Source organism: Achromobacter sp. (genome assembly GCF_049647645.1).
Taxonomy (GTDB): domain Bacteria; phylum Pseudomonadota; class Gammaproteobacteria; order Burkholderiales; family Burkholderiaceae_B; genus Achromobacter.
Genome location: NZ_JBARYB010000049.1, coordinates 63,448 through 78,649, shown reverse-complemented (window position 1 = coordinate 78,649; position 15,202 = coordinate 63,448). Strand labels below are relative to the sequence as shown.

General features: G+C 66.4%; 15 protein-coding genes. 10 read left to right on the top strand and 5 right to left on the bottom strand.

What is annotated here, in order from left to right; all coding sequences use genetic code 11:
- Positions 1–246 precede the first annotated feature (246 nt).
- Both WBB14_RS05155 and WBB14_RS05150 read left to right on the top strand, forming a co-directional pair.
- The gene (locus WBB14_RS05155; RefSeq protein ID WP_424238860.1) at positions 247–1,959 is read left to right on the top strand and encodes an arylsulfatase; all 1,713 of its coding nucleotides are present in this window, start codon (positions 247–249) and stop codon (positions 1,957–1,959) included.
- Between the two features lie 6 nt (positions 1,960–1,965).
- Positions 1,966–3,048 carry a formylglycine-generating enzyme family protein gene (locus WBB14_RS05150; RefSeq protein ID WP_424238859.1) on the top strand — a complete coding sequence of 361 codons (1,083 nt, stop codon included), beginning with the start codon at positions 1,966–1,968 and terminating at the stop codon, positions 3,046–3,048.
- 20 nt (positions 3,049–3,068) lie between these two features.
- On the opposite strand, the gene WBB14_RS05145 is transcribed toward WBB14_RS05150, so the two are convergent.
- The gene (locus WBB14_RS05145) at positions 3,069–3,788 is read right to left on the bottom strand and encodes a GntR family transcriptional regulator (protein ID WP_424238858.1); all 720 of its coding nucleotides are present in this window, start codon (positions 3,786–3,788) and stop codon (positions 3,069–3,071) included.
- A gap of 219 nt (positions 3,789–4,007) precedes the next feature.
- Here WBB14_RS05145 and WBB14_RS05140 point away from each other — a divergent pair, with 219 nt between their 5' ends.
- From WBB14_RS05140 to WBB14_RS05130, 3 genes are all read left to right on the top strand, one after another.
- On the top strand, positions 4,008–4,847 hold the full coding sequence (locus WBB14_RS05140; protein WP_424238857.1) for a fumarylacetoacetate hydrolase family protein: 840 nt from the start codon (positions 4,008–4,010) through the stop codon (positions 4,845–4,847).
- 80 nt (positions 4,848–4,927) lie between these two features.
- Positions 4,928–6,727 carry an FAD-dependent monooxygenase gene (locus tag WBB14_RS05135; protein ID WP_424238856.1) on the top strand — a complete coding sequence of 600 codons (1,800 nt, stop codon included), beginning with the start codon at positions 4,928–4,930 and terminating at the stop codon, positions 6,725–6,727.
- 29 nt (positions 6,728–6,756) lie between these two features.
- On the top strand, positions 6,757–7,695 hold the full coding sequence (locus WBB14_RS05130) for a VOC family protein (protein ID WP_424238855.1): 939 nt from the start codon (positions 6,757–6,759) through the stop codon (positions 7,693–7,695).
- Here the strand turns inward: WBB14_RS05130 and WBB14_RS05125 are convergent.
- On the bottom strand, positions 7,692–8,597 hold the full coding sequence (locus WBB14_RS05125) for a LysR family transcriptional regulator (RefSeq protein ID WP_424238854.1): 906 nt from the start codon (positions 8,595–8,597) through the stop codon (positions 7,692–7,694). The genes WBB14_RS05130 and WBB14_RS05125 overlap by 4 nt on opposite strands.
- Positions 8,598–8,738: 141 nt before the next feature.
- Here WBB14_RS05125 and WBB14_RS05120 point away from each other — a divergent pair, with 141 nt between their 5' ends.
- Complete coding sequence (locus tag WBB14_RS05120; RefSeq protein WP_207464763.1) at positions 8,739–9,416, top strand: hydrolase; 678 nt, start codon at positions 8,739–8,741, stop codon at positions 9,414–9,416.
- 43 nt (positions 9,417–9,459) lie between these two features.
- Here WBB14_RS05120 and WBB14_RS05115 read toward each other — a convergent pair whose 3' ends face one another.
- Positions 9,460–10,362, bottom strand: coding sequence for a LysR family transcriptional regulator (locus WBB14_RS05115; protein WP_424238853.1), 903 nt, complete (start codon positions 10,360–10,362; stop codon positions 9,460–9,462).
- Positions 10,363–10,582: 220 nt separating this feature from the next.
- Here WBB14_RS05115 and WBB14_RS05110 point away from each other — a divergent pair, with 220 nt between their 5' ends.
- The 4 genes from WBB14_RS05110 to WBB14_RS05095 are packed head-to-tail and all read left to right on the top strand — an operon-like array spanning position 10,583 to position 14,411.
- Entirely contained in the window at positions 10,583–11,452 is an 870-nt protein-coding gene (locus WBB14_RS05110; protein WP_424238852.1) for an alpha/beta hydrolase, read from the top strand.
- A 37-nt stretch (positions 11,453–11,489) separates the two neighbouring features.
- The gene (locus tag WBB14_RS05105) at positions 11,490–12,821 is read left to right on the top strand and encodes an MFS transporter (RefSeq protein WP_424238882.1); all 1,332 of its coding nucleotides are present in this window, start codon (positions 11,490–11,492) and stop codon (positions 12,819–12,821) included.
- Positions 12,822–12,843: 22 nt separating this feature from the next.
- Positions 12,844–13,584 carry an SDR family NAD(P)-dependent oxidoreductase gene (locus WBB14_RS05100; RefSeq protein WP_424238851.1) on the top strand — a complete coding sequence of 247 codons (741 nt, stop codon included), beginning with the start codon at positions 12,844–12,846 and terminating at the stop codon, positions 13,582–13,584.
- A gap of 14 nt (positions 13,585–13,598) precedes the next feature.
- Entirely contained in the window at positions 13,599–14,411 is an 813-nt protein-coding gene (locus tag WBB14_RS05095; RefSeq protein ID WP_424238850.1) for an SDR family NAD(P)-dependent oxidoreductase, read from the top strand.
- A gap of 53 nt (positions 14,412–14,464) precedes the next feature.
- Here WBB14_RS05095 and WBB14_RS05090 read toward each other — a convergent pair whose 3' ends face one another.
- Both WBB14_RS05090 and WBB14_RS05085 read right to left on the bottom strand, forming a co-directional pair.
- The gene (locus WBB14_RS05090) at positions 14,465–14,686 is read right to left on the bottom strand and encodes a YMGG-like glycine zipper-containing protein (RefSeq protein WP_013393765.1); all 222 of its coding nucleotides are present in this window, start codon (positions 14,684–14,686) and stop codon (positions 14,465–14,467) included.
- A 9-nt stretch (positions 14,687–14,695) separates the two neighbouring features.
- Positions 14,696–15,112 (bottom strand): hypothetical protein, encoded by a 417-nt coding sequence (locus tag WBB14_RS05085; RefSeq protein WP_424238849.1) that lies wholly within the window; start codon positions 15,110–15,112, stop codon positions 14,696–14,698.
- Positions 15,113–15,202: the final 90 nt, after the last annotated feature.

The window sequence follows — 15,202 nt, the reverse complement described above, 5'->3', positions numbered from 1 at the left end:
GGTAGTGGCTAATAATTGATCTGACTGTCCTGATTTTGTATCTAATTGGCAGCACCATCGTGGGATGACATGCCATCTGGCGGTGCAAATCTGTGCCGATGACTCGGGGCAGAACCCATGCTGCACACAAATCTACAAAACTATAAATATCTTTATTGTAGAAAAAATATATAAATTGGTAGAATTGCCGCCGAGGCCGCGAAGACGGCCCCGAGCGGCCGCCGGCCGCGTTTCTGGAGACCAAGAGTGAAAAGCTTTTCCGCGATCGTCCTGGCGGTTGGCCTGGCATGCGCAACGTCAGTACCGGCTGCCAGCCCGCCGCCTCCGAATGTGCTCATCATCCTGGCCGACGACCTGGGCTACAACGACATCCAGCCTTTCGGCCAGGACGTGATCCAGACTCCTGCGCTCAAGCAGCTGGCGCAGGAAGGCATGCGCTTCACCAATTTCCACGTCAACCCGACCTGCTCGCCGACCCGCGCGCAGTTGCTTACCGGGGTGGACAACCACTTGGCAGGCATGGGCGCCATGGGCGAGTACCACATCCCCGAGATGGACAAGCATCCCGGCAATTACATCGGTTCGCTCAACGACCGGGTCAACACGCTGGCCGAAGTGCTCAAGGAGCGCGGCTACGCGACCTTCATGGCGGGCAAGTGGCACCTGGGCGGCAAGCCGGAGCAGTTGCCGGGGGCGCGCGGATTCGAGCGGTCCTTCGCCCTGATCAACCCAGGAGGCAGCCACTGGGACAACAAGGGTTTGTTGGCGGTGCAGCCGCGCACCCGCTTTGTCGAGGACGACAAGACGGTGGCGCGCGACACGGGCGAGTTCTCGTCCAATCTCTATACCGACCGTTTCGTCGACTACATCAAGGCCGCCCAGCAGGCAGGCAAACCGTTCTTCGGCTATCTGGCGTTCCAGGCCGTGCACGACCCCTTGCATGCGCCGGAGGCCGACATCGCCAAGTACCGGGGCAAGTTCGCGGAGGGCTACGACGCGCACCGCAAGCGGCTGTTCGAGAACATGCAGCGCCTGGGCGTCATTCCCGCCGGCACGCGCATGTCCGCGCCGGCGCCGCTGTTCACACCCTGGAAGGACCTGGTGCCAGAGGAGCGCGCCCGGCAGGAACGCGTCATGGAGATCTACGCCGGCATGGTGGACAACCTGGACAGCAATGTCGGGCGCGTCATCGACCAGCTCAAGCGCAGCGGCCAGTATGAGAACACGGTGATCTTCTTTTTCTCGGACAACGGGCCTTCAGCCGCATACATGGATTTCTATCCAGGCAATGCCGACGGCAGCTGGATCGCCAAGGAGTTCGATACCTCGTTCAAGAACATGGGCGCGCCCGGATCGTTCGCCGGCGTGGGTCCGGGCTGGGCTTATGCCAGTTCCGCGCCCTTCAAGCTTTTCAAGCTGGTCATGACCGAAGGCGGCACGATTTCGCCGCTGATCGTCAAAGCGCCCATGGTGGCCAAGCCCGGCGCGATGAATGACGGCTACCTGGGCGTGGAGGACATCTACCCGACGGTGACGGCCATGATGGGCGCCGCGCGCGGCGAAACGCGCCAGGGCGTGCCGCTGGAGCCGCTGAAGGGCGAGTCGTTCCTGAAGGTGCTGGACGGCAGCGCGGCGTCGGCGCGCGGGCCGGACTTCGAGCGGGGCGCCGAGCTGTTCGGGAACAAGGAGTACCGGATGGGAAAGTGGAAGCTGAGCTGGCTGCCCGAGCCCTTCGGCAGCGCCGGCTGGCAACTCTACGATACCGATGCGGACCGCGGCGAAACCGAAGACCTGGCAGCCAGGCACCCGGAACTTGTCAGGGAAATGGCGGCCAAGTACGAAGCCTGGAGCAAGGCCAATCGCGTCATCCAATGGGATGCGCAATACCTGGCGGACCAGCTCTTCAACTACTTCGACTGGCGCAAGGGCATGCCGCGCCAGATCGTCGATCAACACTAGCCGGCCATGTTTTCGATGAAACGCGCATGGGTCGCGGCGGCGCTGCTGTCCGGGTTTGCCGCGGCGGGGGCGTATCTGCTGCCGGCCGCGGCGCCGCAGGCAGGGCAACTGGGCGATGGCCGCCATGGGCCCGCCGGCATGGTGTGGATTCCGGCCGGCGATTTCCTGATGGGCAGCGACAGCCCGCGCTCGCAGGCCAATGAGCGGCCGGCCCACCCGGTGCGCCTGGCCGGATTCTGGATCGATCGCGACCACGTGACGAACCGGGACTTCGCCAGGTTCGTGGCCGCGACCGGCTACCTGACCACGGCGGAGCGGGCGCCTGACTGGGAGACGATCCGCGTGCATCTGCCGGCGGGTACGCCGCGTCCCGCAGGACTGGCGCCAGGCGCGCTGGTGTTCGTGGGCAGCAGCAAGCCCGTGGACCTGAACGACTATGCGCGCTGGTGGCGTTTCGCGCCGGGCGCCAGTTGGCGTCATCCGCAGGGGCCGGGCTCGGACATCGCCGGCAAGGACGAGCATCCCGTCGTGCAGGTGTCGTACGAGGACGCCCAGGCGTACGCGGCCTGGGCAGGCAAGCGCCTGCCGACCGAGGCCGAATGGGAATATGCGGCCCGCGGCGGCCTGGAACAGGCGGACTTCGCCTGGGGGGCGAACTTGCGGCCCGACGGCAGGCTGATGGCGCGCACCTGGGACGCGAGCCTGGCGTTTCCGCTGCAGTCGCCCAAAGTCATGCCGGGCACCGAACCGGCCGGCAGCTATCCGGCCAATGGCTACGGCGTCCGCGACATGGCGGGCAATGCCTGGCAGTGGGTGGCCGACTGGTATCGCCCGGATGCATTCCGCCTGCAATCGCAGGAGCGGCGGGTGGGCAATCCCGCCGGACCCGCCGCTCCCTACGACCCCGCCATGGTCAGGCCCGAGGCGCCCAAGCGCGTCATCCGCGGCGGTTCGTTCCTGTGCAGCGAAGATTATTGCGAAGGCTACCGGGTCAGCGCGCGGCAGGGGCAGGATCCCTACAGCAGCGCCTCCAACGTCGGGTTCCGGATGGCGTTGAGCGCCGCGGACTGGCAGCCGCAAAAGCCCTAGCGCCCTAGCGCCCTAGCGTGCTAGCGCGAGTTCGCCAGGCGATCAGCGTGTTCCAGCACCAGGGCGGTGGTGACGCGCAGATGCTCGGACAGCAGGGCGCAAGCAAGGTCGGCGTTCTTGGCGAGGGCGGCCTTGGCGATGGCTTCGTGTTCGGCCTGCACGTCGCGGGCGTCGGCCTCCGCCGGCCCCATGACCGACAGGTTGCGGTAACGCGCGGTCTGCTGGCGCAGGATCAAGGAAAACCGCATGCTCCAGCGCGAGGGGCAGGCCGACAGCAGGGCTTCGTGGAAGGCATCGTGCGCGAGTTCCCACGCGGGATTCAGGCCGGCGGGATCCGCCAGCATCATCGTTTGGCGGTTCAGCCGGTGCAGGGCCGCCAGCACCCGGCCTTCCCATTCAATGTCGCCATTGGCGATGGACGCGCGCAAGGCGTCGGATTCGATGCGCTGGCGGGTTTGGGTGATATCCAGCAGTTCTTCCCGGGACGTGCGGCTGACGCTGAAGCCGCGCTGGTCCTCGGCATTGACGAAGCCGGTGGTGGCCAGGCGCGAAAGCGCCTCGCGCAGCGGGTTCACGCCCGTGCCGTAGCGCAGCGCCAGTTCCTTCAGCTTGAGCTTGGAGCCTGGCAGCAGCCGGCCGGCAATGATGTCTTCCTGGATGGCGGTGGTGAGCACCGACGCCTGCGTGGGTTGCTGCGTGGCATGGCCAGGGGCGTGGTCGGCGGCGAGCGGCTGAGGCATGGAAAGAACAGATCCGGGTTGGGCACCCGAATTTTACGCGCCGGGCGCAAAATCGACAAACCAATAAATATATATTTTTATTGATTTGTAGATAAAAATGCCTATACTGATCCGCAGGTTGGACCGGCATGCCGCAGCGTCCATCCCGCCTGATCCCGGCGCCCGGCCCGCGGATGCGGGCGCGGCGCTTCATCGCTCATCAAGGACGATTAGCTCATCATGAAATTCATACGCTTTTCCCACGGCAACGAGCAGCATCTCGGCATCCAGGAAGGCGACCAGGTGGTCAGCCTAGGACAGCACGAACTGCTGGACCTGTTGCGGCAAAAGGCGGACCTCTCCGCATTTGCCCGCCAGGGGGCGGCTTCCGGCAAACGTTTCGCCCTGAAGGACATCCAGTACCTGCCGCCACTGGCCAATCCTGGAAAGATCATCTGCATCGGCCTGAACTATTCGGATCACACCGCCGAAAGCAAATTCGAGCAGCCCGCGTACCCCACGGTGTTCAACCGCTTCAATAGCAGCCTGATCGCGCATGAGCAGCCCATGATCCGCCCCAAGTCCTCCGATTCCCTGGATTACGAAGGCGAGCTGGCCGTGGTGCTGTCAGGGGGCGGGCGCTACATCAGCAAGGAGGATGCGCTCAAGCACGTGGCGGGCTACTCGGTCTTCAACGACGGTTCGGTGCGCGAGTACCAGTTCAAGTCGCCCCAATGGACGGTGGGCAAGAACTTCGACGGCACCGGCGGATTCGGTCCGGCGCTGGTCACCGCGGACGAATTGCCGCCGGGCGGCGCAGGCCTGGCGCTGGAAACCAGGCTGAACGGCAAGGTGGTGCAGTCGGCCAACACGCGCGACATGATTTTCGACGTGGCCACCCTGATTTCGCTGCTGAGCGAAGCGTTCACGCTGGAAGCGGGCGACGTCATCGTGGCCGGCACGCCGTCGGGCGTGGGCTGGGCGCGCGAGCCGCGCCTGCTGATGCAGGACGGCGACGTCTGCGAAGTGTCGATCGAAGGCGTGGGCACGTTGCGCAACCCCATTGCCTTGGAGCGCTAGCGCCTGCCGCCGGGCAAGAACAGCATTGGATACCGCCAGAGGCCGGCCGTACCGGCCCTGGCAGGAATATGGAGAGAGACATGAAGGAAATCGAGATCCCCGTCCTCGTGGTCGGGGCCGGGCCTGCCGGCCTGGCGGCGACGGCCCTGCTGGCCAAGTACGGCATCCAGACCCTGGCCATCACGCGTTACCCGGGCACCGCCAACTCGCCGCGCGCGCACATCACCAACCAGCGCACCATCGAAGTGATGCGCGACCTGGGCATCGAGGACCGGGTGCGGGCGCAGGCCACGCCCAACGCGCTGATGCTGAACAACGTCTGGGCCACCAGCTTTGCGGGCAAGGAGCTGGCGCGCCTGCAAACCTGGGGCGGCGGGGACCAGCGCCGCGGCGATTATGACAAGGCCAGCCCCTGCGCCATGTGCAATATCCCGCAGCACCTGCTGGAGCCCATCATCCTGACGGCGGCGCGCGAGCACGGCGCGCAATTCCTGTTCAACACCGAACTCAAGACCATCAGCCAGGATGCGGACGGCGTGGTCGCCGAGATGGTGGACACGATCAGCGGCGAGGAAATCCGCGTCCGCGCCCAGTACGCCGTGGGCGCCGACGGCGGCAATAGCCTGGTGGCGAAACAGCTGGGCTTCGAATTCGATGGAGAAATGGGCCTGGGCGCGGCCATCAGCTGCTGGCTGGAAGTGGACCTGACGCCCTATGTGCAGCACCGCCCCGGCGTCCTCTACTGGATGGCCGAGCCGGGCAACAGCTATTGGTTCGGCAGCGGCACCTTTGTCTGCGTGCGGCCCTGGAACGAATGGATCATGCTGTCCATGTACGACAAGTCCAAGGGCGAGCCGGACCTGAGCGAGGACGCCATCGTGGCGCGCGCGCGCGCGGTGATCGGAGTGCCGGACATTCCCGTGAAGGTGAAGTCGGCCAATAAATGGCAGATCAACCATATCGCCGCGCGCGAAATGGGCAAGGGCAGGGTGTTCCTGGCGGGCGATGCCGCGCACCGCCACCCGCCGGCCAACGGCCTGGGCACCAACACCTCGATCCAGGATGGCTTCAACCTGGCCTGGAAGCTGGCCCTGGTCCTGAAGGGGCAGGCCGGTGCGGGCCTGCTCGACACCTACAGCCATGAGCGTCAGCCTGTCGCGCGTGGCGTGGTGGACCGGGCCATGAAGTCCGTGAACGACATGAAGGCCATCGCCGATGCCATCGGTTTCACGCCGGGTCAATCGGCGCAGGACGGCTGGGCCAATCTGGACGAGCTTTTCAGCGATAGCGACCGCGGCCGCGAGCGCCGGGCGCAGCTGGACGCGGCCGTGGCACTGCAGAACTACCAGTTCAACTGCCATGGCGTCGAACTCGGCCAGATGTATGCGTCTTCAGCCATCGTGCCCGATGGCAGCGCGCGCCGCCCGTCCGAACGCGACAGTGAGCTCTATCACCAAGCTACGACCTTCCCGGGCGCGTCCTTGCCGCATGCCTGGTTGGAACAAGGGCAGCGCCGTATTTCCACGCTGGATCTGGCTGGACATGGGCGCTTCGCCCTGCTGGTCGGACGTACGGATCCGGTCTGGCGCACAGCCGCAGCGCAAGCCGCCTCTGCATTGGGCATCGACATCGCCGTGTACAGCATCGGGGCGGGTTGCGAGGTGCTGGACATCTACGGCGACTGGGCGCGGTTGCGCGAGGTGTCGGAGTCCGGCTGCCTGCTGGTGCGCCCGGATCGCCATGTCGCCTGGCGCAAGCTGGCCGCGCCGGATGAGCATCAGGCGGCGGCGGAATTGCTGGACGCCTTGCAAGGCATACTGGGCCGTCAGGCCCGCGCCGGCCTGGGCGCACGCGCCGTGGCCGAAGCCGCTTTGTCCTGAGCGGACACCGTTCCTAGGGAGACTGAGCCATGTCCTTCAACAAAGCCAACGCCGCGCGCTACGGCGTGCATTCCATCGATCATTTCGCCTTGATCGTGCCCGACCTGGCGGAAGCCGAGAAATTCCTGACGGCGTTCGGCCTGGACGTCCGGCCGGCTGCGGGCGGGTTGGAATTGCGCTGCGCGGGCGACCAGCATTGCTGGGCGCGCATCGCGGGCGAAGGTCCCAAGCGTCTGGCGTATCTGAGCCTGAACTGTCATGGCGATGAGTTCGAGGCTATCAAGGCGCAGGCCTACGCCCAGGGCGCGCGGCCAGCGGCGGCGGCTCCGGGCGCCGCCGCTGCCGACGAGGGCTTCTGGTGCCTGGACCCCGACGGCAATCTGCTGCAGATCAAGGCCGGGCCCAAGACCACCCCGCATACCAAGAGCCGCAATGCGTGCGTGCAGATCGCGCCCGGCCAGCGCGGGGCGCTGGGCCGGTCCGTCAGGGCCGCGGTCAGTCCGACGCGGCTGTCCCACGTCCTGCTCTTCACCACGGATCTGGAGCGCAGCCTGGCGTTCTACGCCCAGGCTTTGGGCCTGTACCTGTCGGACCGCTCGCGCGATATCGTCGCCTTCATGCACGGACGGCACGGCTCGGACCATCATCTGCTGGCCTTCGTGCAGGACCGCGCGCCCGGGTGGCACCATAGCGCGTGGGACGTGCCGGGCATCGAAGAGGTCGGCAGCGGTTCCGAGCAGATGCGGGCCGCGGGCTATCCGGAGGGCTGGGGCGTGGCGCGCCACACGCTGGGTTCGAACTACTTCTACTACGTGCGCGACCCCTGGGGATCGTTCTGGGAGTACTCGGCCCACATCGACTACGTACCGGCCGGATACGACTGGCCGGCCGGAGACTATCCGCCAGAGGATGCGCTCTACATGTGGGGACCGGAAATGCCGGAGTACTTCATCCGCAACACCGGCTAGTCCTCCTGCAGCCGCCCGAAGCGCTCCGCCAGATAATCCACCAGCGCCCGGACCGACGACAGCAGGCCGCGCCGCGAGGGGAACACGGCGTGTATCAGTTCGCGGCGCGGCGCCCAGTCCGGCAGTAGCCGGACCAGCTGTCCCGCCTGCAGCTGTTCCCGCACCATCAACGTGGGCAGTTGCACCACGCCGACGCCGGCCATCGCCGCGTTGCGCAAGGCGATCATGTCGGTGGTGATCATCCTGGGGGCGAGCGAGACCGTGGCCTGCTGGCCGTCCTGCTTGTACAGCTCCAGGCGATAGGCCTGGTTGGGCGCGCCCAGCGCCAGGCTGGGCCAGGCGCCCAGGTCGTCCGGCGTTGCCGGCTGGCCGCATTCGGCGGCCAGCGCGGGGCTCGCGACCAGGCTCTGCCCGCGATCCGCCAGTACGCGCATGACCAGGTCGCTGTCCTCCAAGGGAGGCGGCCGCACGCGTATCGCCACGTCGACGGCCTCGCCCAGCACGTCGACCCGGCGGTTGGTGGCCTCCAGCTGTATCACCACGCGCGGGTACTTCAGCATGAAATCCGCCAGCATCCCGCCCACATGGGTATGCAGCAAGGCGATCGGGCAGGTCAGCTTGATGACGCCGCGCGGTTCGACCTGGGCCGCGTCTATCACTTCCTGCGCGGCCTCGGCTTCGGCCAGCATGGCCTTGCAGCGTTCGTAATAGGTCTGGCCGATATCTGTGACCATGAAGTGCCGGGTCGAACGCTGGATCAGCCGCACGCCCAGGCGTTCTTCCAACAGGGCCAGCCTGCGGCTGAGGCGGGACTTGGGCATGCCCAATGCGCGTCCGGCCGGCGCGAAGCCCTGGTGCTCGACGGTCTGCACAAAATAGAAAAGATCGTTGAGATCCTGCATCGCGTTCCTTTACATCCAAAAATAGGACTCTGATAACAAAAAAAGGGTCTTTCGCCAATTTTGTTCTATTTTTATTATTTGTGCAGCCATAAGGCTTCTGATTCGGCACACCGCCATCGATTTTCAATCAAGGAGTACACCATGTCTGCACCCGCCAACTTCAACGGCCAGCGTCCCGTCATCGATCCCGCCGACGCCGTCATGCTGCTGATCGACCACCAAAGCGGTTTGTTCCAGACCGTGGGCGACATGCCCATGCCCGAGCTGCGCGCTCGCGCCGGCGCGCTGGCTTCTATGGCGACGCTGACCAAGATGCCCGTCATCACCACCGCTTCCGTGCCGCAAGGTCCGAACGGCCCGCTGATTCCCGAAATCCACGCCAACGCGCCGCATGCGCAGTACATAGCGCGCAAGGGCGAGATCAATGCCTGGGACAATCCCGAGTTCGTCGCCGCCGTGAAGGCCACCGGCCGCAAGACGCTCATCATCGCCGGGACCATCACCAGCGTGTGCATGGCGTTCCCGGCCATCAGCGCGGTCGCCGACGGCTACAAGGTATTTGCGGTGATCGACGCCTCGGGCACCTACACCAAGATGGCCCAGGAAATCACGCTGGCGCGCGTGGTGCAGGCGGGCGTGGTGCCGATGGACACGGCCGCCGTCGCTTCCGAGCTGCAGAAGACCTGGAACCGCGAAGACGCCATGCAGTGGGCCGAGGTCTACACCAAGGTGTTCCCGGCCTACCAGCTGCTGATCGAAAGCTATGCGAAGGCGCAGGAAGTGGTGAAGAACAACGAAGCGCTGGATTCGCAACGCTGATCCGCTATGCAACCTTGCGGCCGTCCGGGCCTTGAGGCCCGGATCAGGCCGCCACGCCATGCCGCTCGGCAATGCGCAGCAGCAAGGCTTCCAGTTCCTGGAGTATGGGCCGGTGGTCGTCCACCCGCCGCACCAGGGCCGAGGGCATGGCGGGCAGATCTATCTCCACGAAAGCGATCTCGGGCGTCGCGTAATAGCTGGCGGCGCGCTTGGTCAGCATCAGCAGGCCCTCGCGCGTGTTCACGGCGGCGATGCCTTCGCGGATCGTGCGCACCACGGGGCCGTCGCCGATGGGCTTGCCCTTGGGGGTATGGCGGGGAAAGTGGTAGTCCTGCCATTCCTGGTTGACCGATCCCGGCACCATGCGCACCAGGCGTTCCTCGGCCAGCAGTTCGGGGTCCAGCAGGGTCGCGGCGGCAAACGGGTGGTCCAGCGGGACGCACAGCATGCGTTGGTCCCGCAACACGATGGGCCCGTGGCACAGGCCGTCCGCGCCCAGCGGCAAACGGCAGAACGCCACATCGACCGAGCCGTCCGCCACCGCCGCATAGTGGGTGACGTAGGTCAGTTCCACGAACTCCAGTTCCACGTTGGGATGCGCCGCCTTGAATTCCGAGACCAGGGGCCGGTATAGCTCGTAGAAGCCGCCGCCCAGGAAGCCGATGCGCAGATGGCGCGGCTTGCCCGCGGCCTGGCGCTTGCAGTCGTCCAGCGCGGCTTTCAGCATGATGACGGCCGGCCCCGCGCCCAGTTGCAGGGTTTCGCCCAGCGGCGTCAGCGCGACCCGGCGGCTGCTGCGCTCGAACAAGGGGGCGCCCAGCGTTTTCTCCAGGGCCTTGACCGCCTCCGACACGGAAGACTGGCTCATGTGCAACGCTTCCGCCGCGCGGCCGAAATGCAGCTTGTCCGCGACGGCCAGAAAACAATCGAATTGGCGTAGATCCATGGCTGCGGGGCACCTCGGCGGGGAGATTGGTGGCTGCTTTATCAATCGGAATAGACGATTGATTGTATGAATAATAGCGCTTGTTCGAGCGTGGCCCGATGGGCAGAATTCGACCTGTTCACACAAGCTTAGCTCATTGATGAGCGATAAGGAGACAGGCATGAGTTCATCTATGCCAAACAGGTCAGATCCAAAAGGATCGGCAGAGCCGATTGAATTCATGGTGGAGGGGGATCTGGTCCGCGGCACCTTCTACCTGCCGCGGGACGCCGCCGGCCCGGTGGCCGCGGTCGCGCTCGCGCACGGCTGGTCCATGGTGGCGGGCGGAGACCTGGAGGAGTACGCGGCGGCGGTGGTGGCCCAGGGCCTGGCCGCGCTGACCTTCGACTTCCGCCATCTCGGCCGCAGCGAGGGCATGCCGCGCCAGGAGATCGATCCGCAACGGCAGATCCAGGACTTCCGGTCCGCCATTTCCTATCTGCGCCGGCGCCCGGAAGTGGACCGCGAACGCATCGGCATCTGGGGCAGCAGCTATAGCGGCGGCCACGCCTTGACGGTTGCGGCGATCGACCGGCGCGTCAAATGCGTGGTCAGCCAGGTCCCCACCACCAGCGGCTTTTCGGCCGCGCAACGGCGCGTGCGCTACGACAAGGCGCAGGCGCTGCAGGCCGCGTTCGAAGCCGACCGCGAGGCTCGCGACGTGGGCCAGCCGCCGGCCACGCTGCGCATGGTCGACGCCGACCCCGACGCGGCGGTCGCCTATCCAGGTCCGGATTCCTACAACTACATGACCGGCGAAGCGCGCCGCTGCCCGGCATGGGTCAACGAAGTCACGCTGCGTTCGCTGGAGCTGGCCCGCGCCTATGAGCCCGGCATGTACGTGCGCCGCATCGCGCCCACGCCGCTCCTGATGATCGTCGCCACCGGCGACGGCCTGACGCCGGCCGATCTGCAGCAGGACGCGTTCAACGCGGCGCACCAGCCCAAGGAGTTGCTGCTGCTGCCTGGCGGCCACTACTCGGTCTACACGGAACACTTCGAACGCACCAGCAGCGCCGCGGCCAACTGGTTCGCGCAGCATCTCGCTTGAGACAAGCACGGATAAAAAAATGACGACGACAATAATGATGGAGACACAGGACCGCCAACGCCGCCACGCTTCGTTGCGCGCGGCGGCCGTGGGCAATGCCCTGGAGTGGTTCGACTGGACTTTGTACGGCACGTTCTCGGCCTACCTGGCGATGAACCTGTTCGATCCGTCCGACCGCGGTTCGGCGCTGCTGGCCACGCTCGCCGTGTTCGCCGGTGGCTTCCTGGCGCGGCCGATCGGCGGCTGGCTGTTCGGCCGCATCGGCGACCGCTACGGCCGCAAGTTCACGCTGGTCCTGACCATGTGCCTGCTGGCGTTGACCAGCCTGGCGATTGCGCTGCTGCCCACCTATGAGCAGGCAGGCGTGATGGCTTCGGTGCTGCTGTTCATCTGCCGCCTGATGCAGGGGCTGGCGCATGGAGGCGAGTCCGGCGTCGCCTATACCTACGTAGCGGAAATCGCGCCGCCCGCCAAGCGTGGCTTGTGGTCCAGCTCGGTGTTCGTCAGCGTCACCATCGGCGTCATGGCGGCCACCGCGCTGGCGGCGTTGCTGACTTCCTGGCTGGGCAAGCCGGCGATGGAAGCCTGGGGCTGGCGCGTGGGCTTCGGCGTGGGCGCGCTGCTGGGCGTCTATGCGCTGTTCCTGCGCCGCAGCGCCAGCGAGAGCGAGGTGTTCGAACACAGGACGGAGCAGGGCGGCGCGCAAAAGGTATCGGCCCGCCAGGCCCTGAAGATCGCGCGCAACATCGTGATGATCGCCGCCGCGTCCAACGCTACCTACTACACCTGGGTCACGTTCGCGCCGGCCACTGCCATCGCCACCAAGGGCATGGATCCTGCCGGGGCCTACACGGCCAGCCTGATCGCGCAGCTGGTGTGCCTGCTGTGGCTGCCGGTGTGCGGCTGGCTGGCCGACCGCTACGGCCGCAAGCCCATGGTGATGGCCTTCGGCCTGGGTGTGGCGCTGGCGGTGTTCCCGGTATCGCACATCGTGACCGACCAGCCCTGGACCCTGTTCGTGGGGCAACTGATCGGCCTGCTGGTCTGGGCGCTGCTGGCGGCGATCTTCCCGGCGGTGGTGGCCGAGCAGGTGCCGACCAGGGCGCGCGCCATGGGCGTGGGTTTCATCTCATCGCTGTCGGTCGCGATCTTCGGCGGCACGGCGCCCTACATCAATGCCTGGCTGGGCGCCCAGGGACTGGACTGGGTCTATACGGCCTACGTGGGGGCGCTGGGGCTGATGGCTTTCGCGGGCGCCTTCCTCATCAAGGAAACGGCGGGCATGGACCTGAACGACATTCGCCTGCCGGGCGAGGAGGCGGGCGCGACCGCCGGCAACAAGCCCGCCAAGCGCGCGGCATTCAACTGAACTTTCATACATCCATCATCACATGAGCAATATGAACTATCCGGATCTGGCAGGAAAAATCGCGGTCGTCACGGGCGCCGGCGGCGGGATCGGGCGCGCCATGGCGGCGGCGTTCCGCCAGCAGGGAGCGACCGTGGTCGCCACCGACCTGAACCTGGAAGCGCTGTCCGGCGTGGACGCGGATTGCCGCGAGCTGGACGTGACCCAGGCGCAGGCGGTGCGCGAGCTGGCCGACGCGGTGGCCGCGCAATATGGCGCGCTGGACGTGTGGATCAATAATGCCGGCTTCATGGCCCGCATGCCCGCCCTGGACCTGGACGAGGCCGCATGGCAGCGCACCATGGACATCAATCTCAAGGGTACGTTCTTCGGCGCCCAGGCGGCCGCGCGGCACATGATCGCGCAAGGCAGTGGCGCCATCATCAACCTGTCCAGCTATGCCGGCGTCAAGCCGCGCCCGAACTGCGCCGACTATGCCGCCGCCAAGGCCGGCGTGGCCCACCTGACCCAATGCCTGGCGCTGGAATGGAGCCCCAAGGGGCTGCGCGTCAACGCCATTGCGCCCGGATTCATCGAAACGCCGATGAGCAGCTGGATGCACGGCGACGCCGCCACCTATGCCGCATACGTCGAACGCCTGCCCGTGCAGCGCGTCGGCCAACCGTCGGAGATCGCCGATGCGGCGCTCTACCTGGCCTCGCAGGCTTCCGCCTATGTCACGGGCCACGTGCTGATGGTTGATGGCGGAGTCTCCAAGACATGAGGACCGGGAACGGCATGGAATCGTATTGGGCCGGCAAGGCTGCGGTCGTCACGGGCGCGGCGCGGGGGCAGGGCGCTGCCGAGGCGCTGCGCCTGCTGCAGGCGGGCGCGACCGTCTACGCGCTGGACGTCCTGCCTGATGGCGATGCGAACTGGACGGACTTGCGCGCGGCGGCCGGCGCCGATGCCGGGCGGCTGCGTATCCGCGTGGCGGACGTGGCCAGCGAATCCGATTGGCTGGCGCTGGCCGACGAGATCGCGGAGTCGGGCGTGCCGCTCTATGGCCTGGTCAACAACGCGGGGGTGACCCTGCGCAAGACCGTGACCGAGACCACGCACGCGGAATGGCGGCGTCTCCTGGACATCAACCTGGACGGGCCTTTCCTCGCGATCCGCAACCTCGCCCGGCTAATGCCGGAGGGCGCCGCCATCGTCAATACCTCGTCGACGGCCGGGCTCACGGGCTATTTCAGCGCGGCCTACACCGCCAGCAAGTGGGCCTTGCGCGGCCTGACGCGGGCGGCATCGCTGGAACTGGCGGGGCGCGGCATACGCGTCAACACCGTATGCCCGGGCCTGGTGGAAACGCCGATGATCATGCAGCCCAACGCCGTGCATGATGCCGCACGGGCGCGCCTGTTCTATGAAGGCAACCGCGATGCGACGCCGCTGTCGCGCGGCGCGGACGCCGACGAGATCGCGGCGGCGGTGATGTTCCTGTTGGGACCGGAGGCTTCGTTCATTACCGGCGCGGACCTGCCGGTCGACGGCGGCATGACGGGAGGGGGCGTGTACTGGCGGATCGGCAAGTCCACCGGCAACCTGTAGCGGCAGTCCCGGGCGCAGGCCCGGGACTGGTCCAGACGCAGGGCGCTGGAGGCTTAGTGCTTGTCGCCGTAGATGTTGCCGGCTATGCCGCCGGCGGCGGCGCCGATGGCGGCTCCGGTCCAGCCGCTGCCGCCTGCGATGGCGGCGATGCCCGCGCCGGCGGCGGCGCCTATGGCCGCGCCCGACAGCGTGCCTTGCTGCTTGGAACTCATGTTGGTGCAGGCAACCAGCGACCCCATCATGAGGCCTATGGCAATCGATCGGATGACTTTCATGGCTGACTCCTAGCGGGCGCGCTTGGCGGGAGTGGCGGGAGTGGCCGGCGCGGCTGGCGCCGCGGGCGCGACGATTTCGAACCAGAGCGTTTCGACCACGGGCCGGTCCATCCTGCTCGGATTGGCCGCATACCAGCTATCCAGGCTTTCGCGCACGGAGTCCAGCGTGTGGCTCTGCAAGCCCTTGGCGAAGCGGGGGATCAGCGTCTGGTTGGCCGCTGGCGCGCGGCGTTGCTGATAGGCTTGCTCCACTTGGATGAGGTTGGCCATGCCCAGCAGATAGGCCTTTTTCAGGTTTGCGTCGGACTCCGTCCATTGTTTCCCGGTGATGATGGGCGCGGGATCGGAAGGCGCGGCCACCACCGGCGCGGCGGCCAGCAATGACAGCGCCAGCGCTGCCGGACCTAACAGGTGTTTCACTTTCATCGCATCGCTCCTTGGTGGAACAAAAGATAGAAAAACAACCCAATGACGCCATTCGCGCCGCGCGCTTGCAGAGGCCAGACGGCGGGCGAC